At 71.9% G+C, this 17,161-nt stretch carries 15 protein-coding genes; 10 read left to right on the forward strand and 5 right to left on the reverse strand.

What is annotated here, in order from left to right; genetic code table 11:
* Positions 1–45 precede the first annotated feature (45 nt).
* The 5 genes from E6R62_RS10990 to E6R62_RS11010 all read right to left on the reverse strand — a co-directional run bounded on the left by E6R62_RS10990 (position 46) and on the right by E6R62_RS11010 (position 7,014).
* Positions 46–1,119 carry a 2-oxoacid:ferredoxin oxidoreductase subunit beta gene (locus E6R62_RS10990; RefSeq protein WP_136213189.1) on the reverse strand — a complete coding sequence of 358 codons (1,074 nt, stop codon included), beginning with the start codon at positions 1,117–1,119 and terminating at the stop codon, positions 46–48.
* Entirely contained in the window at positions 1,112–3,061 is a 1,950-nt protein-coding gene (locus E6R62_RS10995) for a 2-oxoacid:acceptor oxidoreductase subunit alpha (RefSeq protein WP_136213190.1), read from the reverse strand. The genes E6R62_RS10990 and E6R62_RS10995 overlap by 8 nt, the downstream gene beginning before the upstream one ends.
* A gap of 234 nt (positions 3,062–3,295) precedes the next feature.
* Complete coding sequence (locus tag E6R62_RS11000; RefSeq protein ID WP_136213300.1) at positions 3,296–3,955, reverse strand: response regulator transcription factor; 660 nt, start codon at positions 3,953–3,955, stop codon at positions 3,296–3,298.
* A gap of 173 nt (positions 3,956–4,128) precedes the next feature.
* Positions 4,129–5,418 (reverse strand): sensor histidine kinase, encoded by a 1,290-nt coding sequence (locus E6R62_RS11005; protein WP_240801603.1) that lies wholly within the window; start codon positions 5,416–5,418, stop codon positions 4,129–4,131.
* Between the two features lie 369 nt (positions 5,419–5,787).
* Positions 5,788–7,014, reverse strand: coding sequence for a sensor histidine kinase (locus E6R62_RS11010; protein ID WP_136213192.1), 1,227 nt, complete (start codon positions 7,012–7,014; stop codon positions 5,788–5,790).
* A 157-nt stretch (positions 7,015–7,171) separates the two neighbouring features.
* On the opposite strand from E6R62_RS11010, the gene E6R62_RS11015 reads away from it, so the two are divergent.
* From E6R62_RS11015 to E6R62_RS11060, 10 genes are read left to right on the forward strand one after another with little or no spacing between them, the layout of a single operon-like run.
* Positions 7,172–7,579 (forward strand): NADH-quinone oxidoreductase subunit A, encoded by a 408-nt coding sequence (locus E6R62_RS11015; RefSeq protein ID WP_136213193.1) that lies wholly within the window; start codon positions 7,172–7,174, stop codon positions 7,577–7,579.
* On the forward strand, positions 7,570–8,193 hold the full coding sequence (locus tag E6R62_RS11020; protein WP_136213194.1) for an NADH-quinone oxidoreductase subunit B: 624 nt from the start codon (positions 7,570–7,572) through the stop codon (positions 8,191–8,193). Before E6R62_RS11015 ends, E6R62_RS11020 begins: the two co-directional genes overlap by 10 nt.
* Positions 8,190–9,209, forward strand: a complete 1,020-nt coding sequence (locus E6R62_RS11025; RefSeq protein ID WP_136213195.1) for an NADH-quinone oxidoreductase subunit C — start codon at positions 8,190–8,192, stop codon at positions 9,207–9,209. The genes E6R62_RS11020 and E6R62_RS11025 overlap by 4 nt, the downstream gene beginning before the upstream one ends.
* Positions 9,206–10,174, forward strand: a complete 969-nt coding sequence (locus E6R62_RS11030) for a complex I subunit 1 family protein (protein ID WP_136213196.1) — start codon at positions 9,206–9,208, stop codon at positions 10,172–10,174. The genes E6R62_RS11025 and E6R62_RS11030 overlap by 4 nt, the downstream gene beginning before the upstream one ends.
* A complete protein-coding gene (locus E6R62_RS11035; RefSeq protein WP_136213197.1) occupies positions 10,174–10,782 on the forward strand; it encodes an NADH-quinone oxidoreductase subunit I in 609 nt (202 codons plus the stop codon). Before E6R62_RS11030 ends, E6R62_RS11035 begins: the two co-directional genes overlap by 1 nt.
* Positions 10,779–11,438, forward strand: coding sequence for an NADH-quinone oxidoreductase subunit J (locus tag E6R62_RS11040; protein WP_240801604.1), 660 nt, complete (start codon positions 10,779–10,781; stop codon positions 11,436–11,438). The genes E6R62_RS11035 and E6R62_RS11040 overlap by 4 nt, the downstream gene beginning before the upstream one ends.
* Positions 11,438–11,812, forward strand: a complete 375-nt coding sequence (gene nuoK, locus E6R62_RS11045) for an NADH-quinone oxidoreductase subunit NuoK (protein ID WP_136213198.1) — start codon at positions 11,438–11,440, stop codon at positions 11,810–11,812. Before E6R62_RS11040 ends, nuoK begins: the two co-directional genes overlap by 1 nt.
* Entirely contained in the window at positions 11,809–13,815 is a 2,007-nt protein-coding gene (locus E6R62_RS11050) for an NADH-quinone oxidoreductase subunit L (RefSeq protein ID WP_136213199.1), read from the forward strand. The genes nuoK and E6R62_RS11050 overlap by 4 nt, the downstream gene beginning before the upstream one ends.
* A gap of 38 nt (positions 13,816–13,853) precedes the next feature.
* The gene (locus E6R62_RS11055) at positions 13,854–15,407 is read left to right on the forward strand and encodes a NuoM family protein (protein WP_136213301.1); all 1,554 of its coding nucleotides are present in this window, start codon (positions 13,854–13,856) and stop codon (positions 15,405–15,407) included.
* Positions 15,404–16,966, forward strand: coding sequence for an NADH-quinone oxidoreductase subunit N (locus tag E6R62_RS11060; protein ID WP_136213200.1), 1,563 nt, complete (start codon positions 15,404–15,406; stop codon positions 16,964–16,966). The genes E6R62_RS11055 and E6R62_RS11060 overlap by 4 nt, the downstream gene beginning before the upstream one ends.
* Positions 16,967–17,161: the final 195 nt, after the last annotated feature.

The following is a 17,161-nucleotide window of genomic DNA, read 5'->3' on the forward strand; positions in this document are numbered from 1 at the left end:
CGGGCGCATCGAGCCGGGCGGCGGGGCCCGGGCGGGCCCCGGCGGTCAGCCGACCACCGTCCAGGTGTCGTTGCCGGTGAGCAGCGTGGTCAGGTCACCCTTGCCGCGCTGGTCGATCGCGGCGTCGAGCTGGTCGGCCATGAGGGTGTCGTAGACCGGCCGGTCGATGTCGCGGAAGACGCCGATGGGCGTCTGGTGGAGCGTGTCGGGGTCGGCGAGGCGGGAGAGCGCGAAAGCGGTGGTGGGGCTCGCCGCGTGCGCGTCGTGGACCAGGACGCGCGCCTCGTTCTCCGGCGTGACGGTCACGACCTCCAGGTCGCCCGTGGCCTGGTCGCGGATCACGCCCTTGTGGCCCTCGGCCCCGAAACGGATGGGCCGTCCGTGTTCGAGGCGGATGACCGCCTCCTGGGCCTGCTCCTGGTCCTTGAGGACCTCGAAGGCGCCGTCGTTGAAGATGTTGCAGTTCTGGTAGATCTCGATGAGGGCGGTCCCCCGGTGGTCGGCCGCCTGGCGCAGGACCTCGGTGAGGTGCTTGCGGTCGGAGTCGACGGTGCGGGCGACGAAGGAGGCTTCGGCGCCGAGCGCGAGCGAGACCGGGTTGAAGGGGGCGTCGAGGGAGCCCATGGGGGTGGACTTGGTGATCTTGCCGAGCTCCGAGGTGGGGGAGTACTGGCCCTTGGTCAGACCGTAGATCCGGTTGTTGAAGAGCAGGATCTTGAGGTTGACGTTGCGGCGCAGCGCGTGGATCAGGTGGTTGCCCCCGATGGACAGCGCGTCACCGTCACCGGTGACGACCCAGACGGACAGGTCGCGGCGGGAGGTGGCCAGACCGGTGGCGATGGCGGGGGCACGACCGTGGATGGAGTGCATCCCATAGGTGTTCATGTAATAGGGGAAGCGGGAGGAACAGCCGATGCCCGAGACGAAGACGATGTTCTCCTTCGCCAGCCCCAGCTCGGGCATGAAGCCCTGCACGGCGGCGAGGACGGCGTAGTCGCCGCAGCCCGGACACCAGCGGACCTCCTGGTCGGACTTGAAGTCCTTCATCGACTGCTTGGCCTGGGCCTTGGGCACCAGCGACAGCAGTGACGGGGTCGGCGCGTCGGTCACGTCAGTCATTGAGGGCCTCCTTGAGGACCGTCGCGAGCTGTTCCGCCTTGAAGGGCATTCCGTTGACCTGGTTGTACGACTGGGCGTCCACCAGGTACTTCGCCCGGATCAAACCGGCCAGCTGCCCGAGGTTCATCTCCGGCACCACTACCTTGTCGTAACGCTTCAGGACCTCCCCGAGATTTCCCGGGAACGGGTTGAGGTGGCGCAGGTGGGCCTGGGCGATGGGCAGACCGGCGGCGCGCAGCCGGCGCACGGCGGCGGTGATGGGGCCGTAGGTGGAGCCCCAGCCCAGGACGAGCGTGCGGGCCCCGTCCGGGTCCTCGACGTCCAGGTCCGGGACGGCGATCCCGTCGATCTTGGCCTGGCGGGTGCGGACCATGAAGTCGTGGTTGGCCGGGTCGTAGGAGATGTTGCCCGAGCCGTCCTGCTTCTCGATGCCGCCGATGCGGTGTTCGAGCCCCGCGGTGCCGGGCAGGGCCCAGGGGCGGGCCAGGGTCTGCGGGTCACGCTTGTACGGCCAGAACACCTCGGTGCCGTCGGCGAGCGTGTGGTTGGGTCCCGTGGCGAAACGGGTGCGCAGATCCGGCAGGTCGGCGACCTCCGGGATCCGCCAGGGTTCGGAGCCGTTGGCGAGGTAGCCGTCGGAGAGCAGGAAGACCGGCGTGCGGTAGGTCAGCGCGATCCGCGCCGCGTCCAGGGCGGCGTCGAAACAGTCCGCCGGGGTGCGGGGCGCGACGATCGGCACCGGCGCCTCGCCGTTGCGCCCGTACATCGCCTGGAGCAGGTCGGCCTGCTCCGTCTTGGTCGGCAGACCCGTGGAGGGGCCGCCGCGCTGGATGTCCACGATCAACAGCGGCAGCTCCAGGGAGACCGCCAAGCCGATCGTCTCGGACTTGAGCGCGACACCGGGGCCGGAGGTGGTGGTCACCGCCAGGGCGCCGCCGAAGGCCGCGCCGAGGGCCGCGCCGATGCCGGCGATCTCGTCCTCCGCCTGGAAGGTCCGTACGCCGAAGTTCTTGTGCTTCGACAGCTCGTGCAGGATGTCCGAGGCCGGGGTGATCGGGTACGAGCCCAGGTAGAGCGGGAGATCGGCCTGCTGACCGGCGGCGATGAGGCCGTAGGCGAGGGCCAGGTTCCCCGAGATGTTGCGGTAGGTGCCCGTCGGGAACGCGCGGGTGGCGGGGGCGACCTCGTAGGAGACCGCGAAGTCCTCGGTGGTCTCCCCGAAGTTCCAGCCCGCCCGGAACGCCGTCACGTTCGCCTCGGCGATGTCCGGCTTCTTCGCGAACTTGCTCCGCAAGAACGCCTCGGTGCCCTCGGTCGGCCGGTGGTACATCCACGACAGCAGGCCCAGCGCGAACATGTTCTTGCTCCGCTCGGCCTCCTTCCGCGAGAGCCCGAAGTCCTTCAGCGCCTCCACGGTCAGCGTCGTCAGCGGCACCGGGTGGATGTTGTACCCGGAGAGGGAACCGTCCTCCAGCGGGGAGGTCTCGTAGCCCACCTTGGCCATCGGCCGCTTGGTGAACTCGTCGGTGTTGATGATGATCTCCGCGCCGCGCGGCACATCGCCGATGTTCGCCTTCAACGCCGCCGGATTCATCGCCACCAGCACGTTCGGTGCGTCCCCGGGCGTCAGGATGTCGTGGTCCGCGAAATGCAGCTGGAACGACGAGACGCCCGGCAGTGTTCCTGCGGGCGCCCTGATCTCGGCGGGGAAGTTCGGCAGCGTGGAGAGGTCGTTGCCGAACGACGCCGTCTCCGAGGTGAAGCGGTCACCGGTGAGCTGCATGCCGTCACCCGAGTCACCGGCGAAGCGGATGATCACACGGTCGAGACGGCGGACCTCCTTGCCACCCCCACCTGGTCGAGGTGGTGTGCGCTGCTCGCCGACCACGGTCTCTCCGGCCCCGTCGGCCTGCTCGGCTGGGCTACTGACCTGGCTGGTCACTGAACTGGACCTCCTTCGAGGCGGGCGTTCGCTCCCAAGCGCAACCCTACGTCCGTCAGGTCGCTCGTCCCTGGGTCGCCCGTATTCTGGACCGTCGTTTCGGGGACGGTCTGTCCGACAGACGCCGTGCATTACGCGAATATGCCAAACGGTCGGCGGTGCCGTCCTGGAGACCGGCCGGTGCGCCGATGGAGCCCGCGCCGACCCGTCCCCACCTGACAGGGTGTCAGTCGATCAGGACTTCAGGTAGGTGAGAACAGCCAGCACACGCCGGTGATCCCCGTCACTGGGGGACAGTCCGAGCTTCATGAAGATGTTGCCGACGTGCTTCTCCACCGCCCCGTCGCTCACCACGAGCTGCTTGGCCACCGCCGAATTGGTGCGCCCCTCGGCCATCAGCCCCAGCACCTCGCGCTCGCGCGGCGTCAGACCGGCGAGCACGTCCTGCTTCCGGCTGCGGCCGAGCAACTGGGCGACCACCTCGGGGTCCAGGGCGGTGCCGCCCCGGGCCACGCGCACCACGGCGTCCAGGAACTCGCGCACCTCGGCCACCCGGTCCTTCAGCAGGTACCCCACCCCGGTACTGGAACCGGCCAGGAGTTCGGTGGCGTACTGCTCCTCCACATACTGCGACAGCACGAGGACACCTATACCGGGGTGGTCGCGGCGCAGCCGCACGGCGGCCCGGATGCCCTCGTCGGTGTGCGTCGGGGGCATCCGTACATCGGCCACCACGACGTCCGGCGGCGCGCCCTCGGCGGCCAGCTCCGCCACCGTCTTGATCAGGGCTTCCGCGTCCCCGACGCCCGCCACGACGTCATGCCCCCGGTCGGTCAGCAACCGGGTCAGGCCCTCACGGAGCAGCACTGAATCCTCGGCGATGACCACCCGCACCCTGTCTTCCACGACTCAGCAGCTCCCGCGTCCACTCGTAGCCGGGACCCCGGTGATCCCTGGCTGAGCCAAGCATCCCAGCCCGATGGCCCGGAACAGGGGAGTCCGGGCCAACTGGGGGAACGCGGGGGCGCGGGGGGAACGGGGAGGAGGAGCCTCCCCGCCCGGATCGGCTACGCGCGCCAGGGCAACTCGGCGGTCACCGTGGTGCCGCCGCCGACCGGGGAGTCCACGACCAGCACCCCGTCCACCGCGTCCAGCCGTCCGGCGAGCCCCGCGAGCCCCGTCCCCGCCCGCGCGTCCGCACCGCCCCGCCCGTCGTCGGACACCCGCAGCAGCAGCCGGTTCCCCGCCCGCCACACGTCGACGCTCGCGGCACGGGCCCCCGCGTGCTTGCTGATGTTCTGCAACAGCTCGGAGACCGTGAAGTAGGCGATCCCCTCGACCGAGGCCGACGGGCGCTCCGGCAACTCCACCGCCACCTTCACCGGTACCGCGCACCGCGACGCCACCGAGGACAGCGCCGCGTCCAACCCCCGGTCGGTGAGGACGGCCGGATGGATGCCCCGGGCCAGGTCCCGCAGCTCTTGGAGGGCGACCTTCACCTCGCCGTGCGCCTCGTCCACCATCCGGGCCGCGCTTCGCGGGTCCTCGGCCAGCTTCTCCTTCGCCAGGCCCAGATCCATGGCGAGCGCCACCAGCCGGGCCTGCGCCCCGTCGTGCAGGTCCCGCTCGATGCGGCGCAGGTCGGCGGCGGCCGTGTCCACGACCGCCCCCCGGTCGGACTCCAGCTCGCTGACGCGGCTGTCCAGCCGGGACGGGCCGAGGAGGGCGGTCACGAGGACGCGGTCCACGCTGGTCAGGGCACGGATCACCCACGGGGTCGCCAGGGTGAGCGCGAGGCCGCACACGGCGGCGGCGGCGATGGCCGCGGGGGTATCCAGGGTGAAGGAGTAGCTGTCGTTCTGGAAGACGACCAACCCGCGCCGGTCGGTGAAGGTCGGGAAGACCCAGAACCACAGCGGATAGAGCAGCATGGACCATCCGCACACCCAGAACACCAGTGCCAGGGTGAACCCGAACACGGCCCAGGGGAAGTGGAGCACCGGGTACAGGACGTGCCGCCAGGCGCTCCCGCTCTTGAGCACGGCCCCCATGGCGGGGAACACCCCGGGCTTGCGGGCGCGGATCGGCGCCGGCTCCCCGACCTTCCCGCCCAGCAGCCCCCGCACCCGCGCCCGCTCCAGCCGACCGAACCCCCGCCCCATCAAGAGCACCCCGGCCAGCACGGGCACCCCGAGGAAGGTCACCAGCAGCCCGGCGCCGACGCTGAGCCCGGTGACGGTGAGCGCGAAGTACAGCACGCCCAGCGGAAGCCCGGTGATCAGATACCCGAACTCCCGCCAGGTCCGACCCGCCAGGGGCGCCCGCACCACTCGTCCGACCCCACTGCCCTCAGCCATGTTCCCCACCCCTTCGCGTCTTCCCGATACCCCTCCACCCTGCCGCCGCCCCCACCCCCGAACCATCCGGCATGTGGGTCTCCCGCCCGGGGGGTTAGCCCCACCCCCGGGGCCCGGTCCCACCGGCATTCGAAGCGCGGCCCCGGCCCACCCGGCCCCCCGCCGGCGTTCGAAGCGCAGCCCCGGTACATCCAGCCCCGCCGGCGTTTGAGGCGCGGGGTCCGGGGCGGAGCCCCGTGGAGCCCGGCGCAGCCGGGGCCGCCCCGCGCCACGGGCCGCACCCACGTCCCCGGGGCGGAGCCCGTGCAGCCCGTGCAGTCACCGCCCCCGGCGGAGCCCGTCAAGCCCGGCAAAGCCGGCCCGGCGGCCCTACGCCTCGCGGTCGCGCCACGGCAGGTCCGCCGTCACCACCGTCCCCCCACCCTCCGGCGAGTCCACGACGAAGACCCCGTCCACCGCCCCCACCCGCTCCGCGAGCCCCGCCATCCCGGACCCGCCCCCGGCCAGGGGATCGGCGCCACCGCGCCCGTCGTCGGACACCCGTATCAACAGCCGCCCCGCACCGCGCCCCGCACCGCGCCCTGTCGACCGGCCCGCCGACCGCCCCGCCGTCCGCCACACCTCGACGCTCGCGCCCGTCGCCCGCGCGTGCTTGCTCACGTTCTGCAGCAGTTCCGACACCACGAAGTACGCGATCCCCTCGATCGCCGCCGCCGGCCGCCCCGGCAGATCCACCGCCACCTTCACCGGCACCACGCACCGCGACGCCAACGACGACAGCGCCGCGTCCAGCCCCCGGTCCGTCAACACCGCCGGATGGATCCCCCGCGCGAGGTCGCGCAGCTCCTGGAGGGCGATCTTCACCTCACCGTGCGCCTCGTCCACCATCGCCGCCGCGGCGTCGGGGTCCTCCAGCAGCTTCTCCTTCGCCAGCCCCAGCCCCATGGCGAGCGCCACCAGCCGGGCCTGCGCCCCGTCGTGCAGGTCCCGCTCGATCCGCCGCAGGTCCGCCGCCGCCGTGTCCACCACCACCCCCCGGCCGGACTCCAGCTCGGCGATGCGCCGCTCCAGCCCGTCGGACGGCGACAGGAGGCCCCGTACCATCGCCCGGTCCACCTGGGCCATGCCGCGCGCCAGCCACGGCAACACCGGCCACAGCACGAACAGCCCCACCAGCGCGATACTGAAGGTCAGTACCGCCCACGGCAGTCGGACCAGCGCGTACAACACGGTCCGCCAAGCCACCGCGTCCTTGATTCCCGTCCACAGCCAGGGGAAGAAACCGCCTGAGCGCTCCGGCCCGGGCAACGGTGTCGGCTCGTCCACGCGGACACCGAGCAGCGCCCGCGCCCGCGCGCGCTCCGACTTCCCGAGCCGGCGCGCGCCCCACAGGCCGCAAGCGAGCAACGGCAGTCCGACGGCGGTCACGGACAGCCCACCCATCGCCGCAACCATGACAACCGTGTAAACAAAACCGATCAACGCCACCGGCAGATTGCTCAGCAGGTACGCGATCTCCTTCCACGTCGAGGCGTCGAAGGCGCCCCGGACACGGGGAGGGCGGTCGTCATCGAGGGTGTGGCTGCTCGCGGTCATGCGCCACAGCGTGCCAAGTGCGCAGCCCGGATGCCATGGGGTGGCCCGCCCGCAGTGAACGGGGGATAACCCCACCCGCTGTGGCCCAGGCTCTAGACTCCCGTGCGTACCAGATCACCCAGATCGTCGACAGTGGCCGAGGAGCGAGGAAACGGACGTGCCCGACCCAACGGTATCGACCGTAAACGTGCTCGCGGCGGACTACTTCCGAAGCTATTCGGTCGTCGGACTGCTCGCCGTACTCGGCGTGCTCTTCGTCGCCGTGGCCTTCGGCGCCGGCCGCCTGCTGCGGCCCGTGGTCCCGACCCCCGAAAAGCTGCTGACGTACGAATGCGGTGTGGACCCGGTGGGCGAGGGCTGGGCCCACACCCAGGTCCGCTACTACGTCTACGCCTTCCTCTACGTCATCTTCGCCGTCGACTCGATCTTCCTCTTCCCGTGGGCGACGGTCTTCGCCGCCGCCGGTTACGGCGCCACGACGCTCGTGGAGATGTTCGTCTTCCTGGGCTTCCTGGCCGTCGGCCTGCTCTACGCGTACAAGAAGGGCGTCCTCGAATGGACGTGACACCGGACGTGACACCGGACCTGCCTCCGGCCGCGACCACCCCGCAGCTCCTCCCCGAGCCGAAGAGGCTGGGAGTGCTCTCCCGGCTGGCCCCCGAGCCCATGAAGGTGGTCCTCAACTGGGGGCGCCGGTACAGCCTGTGGGTCTTCAACTTCGGCCTCGCCTGCTGCGCGATCGAGTTCATCGCCGCGTCGATGGCCCGGCACGACTTCATCCGGCTCGGCGTCATCCCGTTCGCGCCGGGTCCGCGCCAGGCGGACCTGATGATCGTCTCCGGGACGGTCACGGACAAGATGGCCCCGGCGGTCAAGCGGCTCTACGAGCAGATGCCGGAGCCGAAGTACGTCATCTCCTTCGGCGCATGCTCCAACTGCGGGGGACCCTACTGGGACTCCTACGCCGTGACGAAGGGCGTCGACCAGATCATCCCCGTCGACGTCTACGTCCCCGGTTGCCCGCCCCGCCCCGAGGCGCTGCTCCAGGGCATCCTCAAGCTCCAGGAGAAGATCGCGCGGGAGTCGCTCGCCGACCGCTACGCCGGCGCCGGCTCGTCGGTCGCCCAGCTCACCAGCGGTCTGGTCGCGCCGCCCGCCGTCGAGGAGGCGGGGAAGTGAACCTCTACGACACCCTGCCCGACGCGGCCCCCACGGTCTTCGGAGCCGAGGCCGTGGGCTCGTTCGCGTACGACGTACTCACGGTCGACGTGCCCGTGGGGTCCTGGATCCCCGCGCTGGAGATCGCCCGCGACAAGCTGGGCTGCACGTACTTCGACTGGCTGAGCGCGGTGGACGAGCCGGGCACCGGCTTCGTGATCTGCGCGCACGTGGTCGCGCTGGAGGGCCGGCGCGTACGTCGCCTCCTGCTGCGGACGACGGTCGCGCACGCGGCCCCGTCGCTGCCGTCGGCGGTCGCGGTCTACGCGGGCGCGGAGTGGCACGAGCGGGAGACCTTCGAGATGTTCGGGGTGACCTTCACCGACCACCCGCACCTGGTGCCGCTGTTGCTGCCGGAGAACTTCGAGGGGCACCCGCTGCGCAAGGACTTCGTCCTGGCGGCGCGCGTGGCGAAGGCATGGCCGGGCGCCAAGGAGCCGGGCGAGGCCCACGACCCGGACGCGCCGAAGCGACGGCAGATGCTGCCGCCGGGCGTGCCCGACCCGAACGACTGGGGTCCGCTCAAGGGCCAACTGCCCCCCGCGCCGGCCCGCCCGGCCCGCACCCCTCGCGCCGCCGCCGCGCGCGAGGGCGCCCCCGCCCGGCGTACGCGTTCGGTGTCGGAGGGTTCGGCGAGTCAGGCGTCCCCGCCCGGGGAGGCCGGACCGGATACCCCGGCCGTGCGTCCGGCCCGGCGTACGCGTTCGGTGTCGGAGGGTTCGGCGAGCCAGGCGTCCCCGCCCGGGGAGGCCGGACCGGATACCCCGGCCGCCGGGCAGGCGCCCGCCCCGGGGGCAGCCGCCCCCACCGCGAAACCACCGGCCAAGAGCGACGCCCCCTGGCACGACCCCAAGCCCGCCTTCGACGAACCGGCCCCGCCGAAGCCCGCCGCGGGCGACCCGGCCCCGGAGCCGGACGAGCGGCCCGACACCACCAGCCCCACCACCCCCGACCACAACGATGGAGGCGACGCGTGAACGACGTACTCGACGTCGCCCTGCGCCTGGTCCTCGTCTTCGCCGTCTTCCTCGTGCTCCCGCTCGTCGTCGGGCAGACCGAGCACAAGGTCATGGCCCACATGCAGGGCCGCCTCGGCCCCATGTACGCAGGCGGTTTCCACGGCTGGGCCCAGCTCGTCGCGGACGGCGTGAAGTTCGCGCAGAAGGAAGACATCGTCCCTGCCAACGCCGACCGGCGGATCTTCCAGCTCGCCCCCGCCGTCGCGCTGCTCCCGTACCTCCTCGTCCTCCTCGTGATCCCCCTCGGCCCCGGTACGGGCGCCGTCGGCCAGGTCATCGACGCCGGGCTCTTCTTCGCCCTCGCCGTCATGGGCGTCGGCGTACTCGGCAGCCTGATGGCCGGTTGGGCTTCCGCCAACAAGTTCTCCCTGCTCGGCGGCCTGCGCACCGCCGCCCAGCTCCTCGCCTACGAGCTGCCGATGCTGCTCGCCGCCGCCTCGGTCGCCATGGCCGCCGGGACCGTGTCCCTGCCCGGCATCCTCGAATCGTTCCACTGGTGGTGGCTGCCCTGGCAGATCATCGGCGCCGTCGTCTTCTTCACCGCCGGCCTCGCCGAACTCCAGCGGCCGCCCTTCGACATGCCCGTCGCCGACTCCGAGATCATCTTCGGCGCGTACACCGAGTACACCGGCCTGCGCTTCGCGCTGTTCCTGCTCGCCGAGTACGCCGGCATCGTCGTCCTCTGCGCACTGACCACGGTCCTCTTCCTCGGCGGCTGGCACGGCCCCTTCGGCGCCGACGGCCTGGGCTGGGTCTGGACCCTCCTCAAGGTCGCGATCCTCGCCTTCGCGGTGATCTGGCTCCGCGTGAGCTACCCGCGGCTGCGCGAGGACCAGCTCCAGAAGCTCGCCTGGACCGTGCTCATCCCCCTCGCGCTCGCCCAGATCGCGCTCACCGGCATCGTTAAGGTGGCGATCCAGTAATGCCCCCCATCCCCGGATCCGGTCTCGCCAAGGGGCTGGCCGTCACCCTGCGGACGATGACGAAGCGCTCGCACACCGCCCAGTACCCCGAGGTGCAGCCCGAGCTCCCGCCCCGCTCACGCGGGGTCATCGGCCTGTTCGAGGAGAACTGCACGGTCTGCATGCTGTGCGCCCGTGAGTGCCCCGACTGGTGCATCTACATCGACTCCCACAAGGAGACGGTGCCGGCCGCGGCCCCCGGCGGCCGCGAGCGCAGCCGCAACGTCCTCGACCGCTTCGCCATCGACTTCTCCCTCTGCATGTACTGCGGCATCTGCATCGAGGTGTGCCCCTTCGACGCCCTGTTCTGGTCGCCGGAGTTCGAGTACGCGGAGACGGACATCCTGGAACTCACCCACGAACGCGACAAGCTCCGCGAGTGGATGTGGACCGTGCCCGCGCCACCCGCCCTCGACCCGGCCGCAGAGGAGCCGAAGGAAGTCGCCGCCGCCCGCAAGGCGGTGGAGAAGGCCGAGGCCGCCGCCGCGGCGGCCGCAGCCACGACGGCCACCCCCACCGAGCCCGCCGCCGGGCCGGCCACCGACAGCACGCCGGAGGCAGACGCGTGAGCCCCGCCGCCCACACCCTGGCCGCGACTGCGGGACCGGGCTTCCTGTCCCCGACCGGCGTGGAGATCGCCTTCGTCCTGGTCGGACTCGCCACCCTCGGCGCGGCAGCCGTCACCGTCACGACGAAGCAGCTCGTGCACGCCGCCCTGTGGCTGGTCGTCGCGCTCGGCGGGATCGCCGTCGAGTACCTGCTGCTGACCGCCGAGTTCATCGCCTGGGTGCAGGTGCTGATCTACCTCGGCTCCGTGGTCGTCCTCCTCCTGTTCGGGCTGATGCTCACCAAGGCCCCCATCGGCCCCTCCCCGGACGCCGACTCCCGCAACCGCCCGGTCGCCCTCGGTGTCGCGGCGGTTGCCGCCGCCGCACTCGTCTGGGTCGTCGTCGATGCCTTCCGCACCACCTGGATCGACCTCGACGGCCCCGTCCAGGGCTCCACCCGGGTCTCCGGCGAGATCCTCTTCCGGCACTGGGTGTTGCCCTTCGAGGCGCTCTCCGTCCTGCTCCTCGCCGCTCTGATCGGTGCCATCGTGCTCTCCCGCCGGACCGACCCGGCCGACCTCGACCCGGCCGACCTCGACCCCGCCGGGCCCGTCGACCTCCGCGCCGAGGGCCCCCGCGCCCGCGACGCCCGCGCCGAGAACAAGGGGCAGCGCTGATGCACCTCGCCTACCCCGCCGTGCTCGCGGCGCTGCTGTTCTGCACGGGCCTGTACGGGGTACTCGCCCGCCGCAACGCCATCCTGGTCCTGATGTCCGTCGAGCTGATGCTCAACGCCGTCAACCTCAACCTGGTGGCCTTCGACGTCTGGCTGCGCGACACCCTGCACGCCGGCCAGGCCCTGACTCTCTTCACCATCGCCATCGCCGCCGCCGAGATCGGCATCGGCCTCGCGATCGTGCTGATGGTGTACCGCAACCGGGGCAGCTCGGACATCGACCGGCTGCGCGACACCGCCGAAGGGCACGAGCCGCCCCCGGCCGCCCCCGACTCCTCCACCGCCGCGAACCAGCAGAGCGAGGTCACCGCGTGAGCACCACGACCCTCGCGGTCCTCGTCCCCGTCCTCCCCTTCCTCGGCGCCGTCGCCGGACTCCTCCTCGGCCGCCGTGCCCCCGGCTTCGTCCGGCCGCTGGCCGTCCTGCCGACGCTCGCCGCGGCCGTCCTGGCCGTGGTCGTCGCAGTCCGCCAAGGCGGGGGCGCGCCCATCGACGCCGCCACCCGACTCACCCCGACCGGCTCCGTGCCGATCGACCTCTCCCTCTACCTCGACGGCTTCGCCGTACTGGTCGCCGTCCTCGTCGGGATCGTCGCCACCTGCGTGCAGATCTACTCGACGGCCTACCTGCGCGAGGACCCGCGCTACCCGTCGTACGCCGCCCTGGTCTCCCTGTTCACCTCCGCCATGCTGGTCGTCGTCTACTCCGGCGACCTGATGGTGCTTCTCGTCGGCTGGGAGGTCATGGGCATCTGCTCCTACTTCCTCGTCGGCCACTACTGGGAGACCGAGGCGGCCCGCTCCGCCTCCCTCAAGGCCTTCCTCGTCACCAAGCTCGGCGACGTGCCCTTCCTCATCGGCCTGTTCGCGCTCGCCGCCGACGCCGACTCCTTCGAGATCCCCAAGATCCTGGGCGCCGTCGCCTCCGGCAGCCTCGGCCACCCGACGCTGATCGCGCTGCTCCTGCTGGCCGGGGTCGCGGGCAAGTCCGCGCAGTTCCCGCTGCACAGCTGGCTCCCCGACGCCATGGCGGGCCCCACCCCGGTCTCCGCCCTCATCCACGCGGCCACGATGGTCGCCGCCGGTGTCTACTTCATCGCCCGTCTCCTCCCCGTCTTCGCGGCCTCCGGCGCCGCGCTGGTCGTCATGGCCGTCATGGCGGCCGTCACGATGCTCGGCTCGGGGCTCGCCGCCCTGGCCCAGGACGACATCAAACGCGTCCTCGCCTACTCCACCATCGGCCAGCTCGGTTACATGACCGGCGCCCTGGCCGTCGGCGACCGCGGAGCCGCCGTCTTCCACCTCCTGTCCCACGGCGCCTTCAAGGCGCTCCTCTTCCTCGGCGCGGGCGTCATCATCCACGCCGCAGGTACGAACTCCCTGGCCGCCATGTCCCGGATGGACGGCCTGGCCAAGCGCATCCCCGACGCCTTCTGGACCATGACGATCGCGCTCCTCGCGCTCGCCGCGATCCCGCCCTTCGCCGGCTTCTTCTCCAAGGAAGCCGTCCTCGTCGCCGCCGAACACACCGCCGGCGGCCATTCCGACTTCGCGCCCAGCGCCGCCGGCTGGGTCGTCCTGGTCGCCGGCCTGCTGACCGCCCTGCTCACCGCCGCCTACGCCACCCGCCTGTGGCTGATGGCCTTCCGCGGCCGCGGCGCCGCAGCCCCCGACCACGGCAGGGAGCCCATCGCCATGACCGGCGTGCTGTGGCTGCTGGCGATCCCGTCGATCGGCTTCGGTCTCGCCGCCGGACCGATCGCCGACTGGTTCGACGGCCGGCGGCTCACCCCGACCCTGACGACCTCCCTCCTGGGCACCGGCGCCGCGTTCATCGGGGCCCTGCTCACCTACGGGTTGTGGCAGCGCGCCACCGCCAAGGCCGCCGCGGGCGCCGGCCTCGCCGCGACCGGGGTGCCGGCCGCCGCCGCTGCCGCGGAGTCGGCCGCCGAGACCCCCGAGGTCGCCGAGGTCACCCACGACCACCCCGCCGTGCCCGCCGGTCCCGCCCCCGACCCCGGCAAGGCCCTCCTCGGACCGCTGTACCGCCACGCCGCCGACGGTTTCCACCTCGACGCCGTCTACGACCGGCTCTTCGTCCGCCCCGTCCGCGGCGCCGCCAGCCTGGTCCGCTTCCTCGACCGCGAGGTGGTGGACACGTACGTCCGCGGCGCGGGCGCCGGCCCCCGGCTGCTCGGCACCCTCGTACGCCGAGCCCAGACCGGCAACCTGCAGAGCTACCTGAGCGCCCTGCTCGCCGGTGCCGTGGTCCTGGCCATCGCCACCGCCGTCATCGCCAACGTCAACGCCGGATCGTGAGCCGTGAGCCAGCCGTGATTGATATCAGCCCATCCGTGATGCAGTTCCTTCTGGCGTTCATCGTGGCCGCACCGCTCCTCGGCGCCGTCGCGGCCCTGCTGCCCGCCCCGCCGGGACTCAAGGGCAAGAGCCCCGACCAGGCGGTGCTGCGCCACGGCGTGACCGTGACCGGCGTGATCCTCGCCGCGGCGATCGCCCTCGCCGCGGGCTTCGACCACCACACCCCGTCCCGCTTCCAGGCGACGACGGACATCGGCTGGATCCAGGCGCTGAACATCCGGATCCACCTCGGCGTCGACGGCATCTCGCTCCCCCTCCTCCTGATGACCGCGCTGCTGTTCTTCCTCTGCGCGCTCTACAGCTACTTCAAGCTGCCCGACGGCCCCTCCCCGAAGGCCTTCGTCGCGCTGCTCCTGGTCCTGGAGTCCGGCACCCTCGCGACCTTCGCCGTCCTCGACCTGCTGCTGTTCTTCCTCGCCTTCGAGATGGTCCTCATCCCGATGTACTTCCTCATCGCCCGCTGGGGCGGTGCTCAGCGGCAGGCCGCCGCCTGGAAGTTCATCCTCTACACCCTCCTCGGCTCCGTGGTCATGCTGCTCGGTCTGCTGCTGATCGGACTGAACAGCGGCACATTCGACATGGTGGCACTCGCCTCTGACAACGGCCGGGGACTGACCCACACCACCCAACTGCTGGCCGTCCTCGCCATCGGCATCGGCCTCGCCGTGAAGACCCCGATGTGGCCGCTGCACAGCTGGCTCCCGGACGCCCACACCGCCGCCCCCACCGTCGGCTCCGTCCTCCTGGCGGGCGTACTCCTCAAAATGGGCACGTACGGGTTCGTGCGCATCCTGCTGCCGATCACCCCCGACGGCATGCACACCGTCGCCCCCTACCTCGGGGCGTTCGCCGCCGTCGGCATCGTCTACGGGTCCCTCGCCTGCCTCGCGCTGACCCGCAAGGGCAACAAGGGCGACCTCAAGCGCCTCATCGCGTACTCCTCCGTCGGCCACATGGGCTTCGTGCTCCTCGGCATCGCGTCGCTGACCCCCACCGGCGTCAACGGCGCGCTCTTCGCCAACATCGCCCACGGTCTGATCACCGGCCTGCTCTTCTTCCTGGTCGGCGCGCTCAAGGACCGCTACGGCACCGCCGACCTGGACACCCTCTCCGGAGTCACCGGCGCCGCCCTTTACGGCCGTGCCCCCCGTCTCGGCGCGCTGCTCGCCTTCGCCGCCGTCGCCTCCCTCGGCCTGCCCGGCCTGGCCGGCTTCTGGGGCGAGATGCTCGCCCTGTTCGGCGCGTTCGACCCGGCCGCGGGCCTGTCCCGCCCGGCCTTCCTCACCTACACGGCCGTCGGCGCCTTCGGCACCCTGCTCACCGCCGCATACCTTCTGATCGTCGTACGACGGGTGTGCATGGGCGACCCGAAGGAAGGCCCCGAACTCTCCCTCGCCGACGTCCAGCGATACGAATTCGCCGCCTGGACCCCGCTCGTCGCCCTCACCGTCTTCGCCGGCCTGTGGCCCGCCGTCCTCCTCGGCCTCACCGACCCGGCCGTCCAGAAGCTCCTCGCAGGAGGCAACTCATGACGGTCCTGTCCGTCGCGGCCGTCACGGCCCCCGGCCCGGCCTCCGCGCCCAGCCTCGTCCAGTCCGTCGACTGGCTCGCCCTCGCGCCCGTCGTGATCCCCGCCGCCGTCGCCCTCGTCGTCCTGGTCGCGGACCTCTTCACGGCGCCGAAGCACAAGCCGCTGCTGGGCTGGCTGTCCGTGGCCGGGCTCGCCGCCGCGGTCGCCACCCTGCTGCCGCTGCGCGCCGGCGACCACGCCACCTTCTGCCTCACCGGCGACGCCGCCGCGTGCAGTTACACCGCCGACCACTTCGCACTCGTCGTCCAGTTCCTCGTCCTCGCCGGCGCCCTCGTCACGGCCCTGCTGTCGGTCACCGCCGTCCACGAGACGCGCATGCCCGCCGGCGAGTACTGGTTCCTGCTGCTCTCCTCCGCCGCCGGCGCGGCCCTGCTGCCCGCCGCCCGCGACCTCGCCACCCTGATCGTCGCCCTCGAAGTCGCCTCGCTGCCCGCCTTCGCCCTCGTCGGCATGCGCCGCGGCGACCGGCTCTCCTCCGAGGCCGCCCTCAAGTTCTTCCTCTCCTCCGTCACCGCCACGGCCGTCTCGCTGCTCGGCGTCAGCTTCGTCTACGCCACCACCGGCTCCCTGCACCTCACCCAGGTGGCCGACCGCCTCGAAGACGTCCCCGCCCAACTCGACACCCTCGCGATGGCGGGCGTCGCCCTCACCCTCGTCGGTTTCGCCTTCAAGACGGCCGCCGTCCCCTTCCACTTCTGGGTCCCCGACACGTACGTCGGCGCCCCCCTGCCCATCGCCGGCTACCTCTCGGTGATCGGCAAGGCCGTCGGCTTCACCGGCCTGATCCTCGTCACGGTCATCGCCTTCCCCGCGTACTCCGAAATCTGGGGTCCCGCGCTCGCGGTCCTCGCCGCCCTCACCATGACCGTCGGCAACGTGGCCGCCCTGCGCCAGGCCGCCGACCGCGCGAACAGCGCCGTACGGCTGCTCGCCTGGTCCTCGGTCGGACAGGCCGGCTACCTCCTGGTGCCGATCGCCGCGGCGGCGTACACGGAGCGCGACCAGATCGGCTCCACCGTCGCCTACGCGCTCATGTACGGGGCCGTGAACCTGGGCGCCTTCGCCGTGGCCGCGCTGGTGGCCCGTACGAAGCCGCTGCACCGGATCGACGACTACCGCGGCCTGTATGCCGAGCGGCCCCTGACCGCCCTGACCATGGCGTTCTTCCTGCTCTGCCTGGCCGGCCTGCCGCCGGGCATCATCGGCCTCTTCGCCAAGGTCACCGTCTTCCGGTCCGCGGTCGACGCGGGCCTGGGGTGGCTGGCCGTGGTCATGGCGGTCAACGTGGTCATCGCCCTGTACTACTACCTGCGCTGGACGGCCCTGCTGTTCCGCCCCGCGGCCACCGGCGACGCCGGCGCCGGGCAGGCTCCCGCCGCGTCCCCCGCGCCCTGGCCGGTCACCGTCGCGATCCTGCTCACCGGGGTCACCGCCCTCGTCCTCTCGGGTGCGCCGCAGCTGGTGCTGCGCTTCGCCTCGGGCAGCCTGTTCCCGCAGTAGTCGTACGTCGGCACCTCCGCGGTAGCCCGGACGGAGCAACGCCCCGGCTCGCCCCACGCCCACCCGCCCCCGGGCGCCGGGGGCGGCGCGGCCCCGGGAACCTGGCGCGCCCACCTCGCGTTGACCAGGAAGGGAGGGTCCACTGGACCGGAAGACCCTCCGTTCCGCACATCCGGACGGGTTCCCCCTGCCGCA

The sequence above is a fragment of the Streptomyces sp. A1136 genome (assembly GCF_004795055.1).
In the GTDB taxonomy this organism is placed as follows: Bacteria; Actinomycetota; Actinomycetes; order Streptomycetales; family Streptomycetaceae; genus Streptomyces.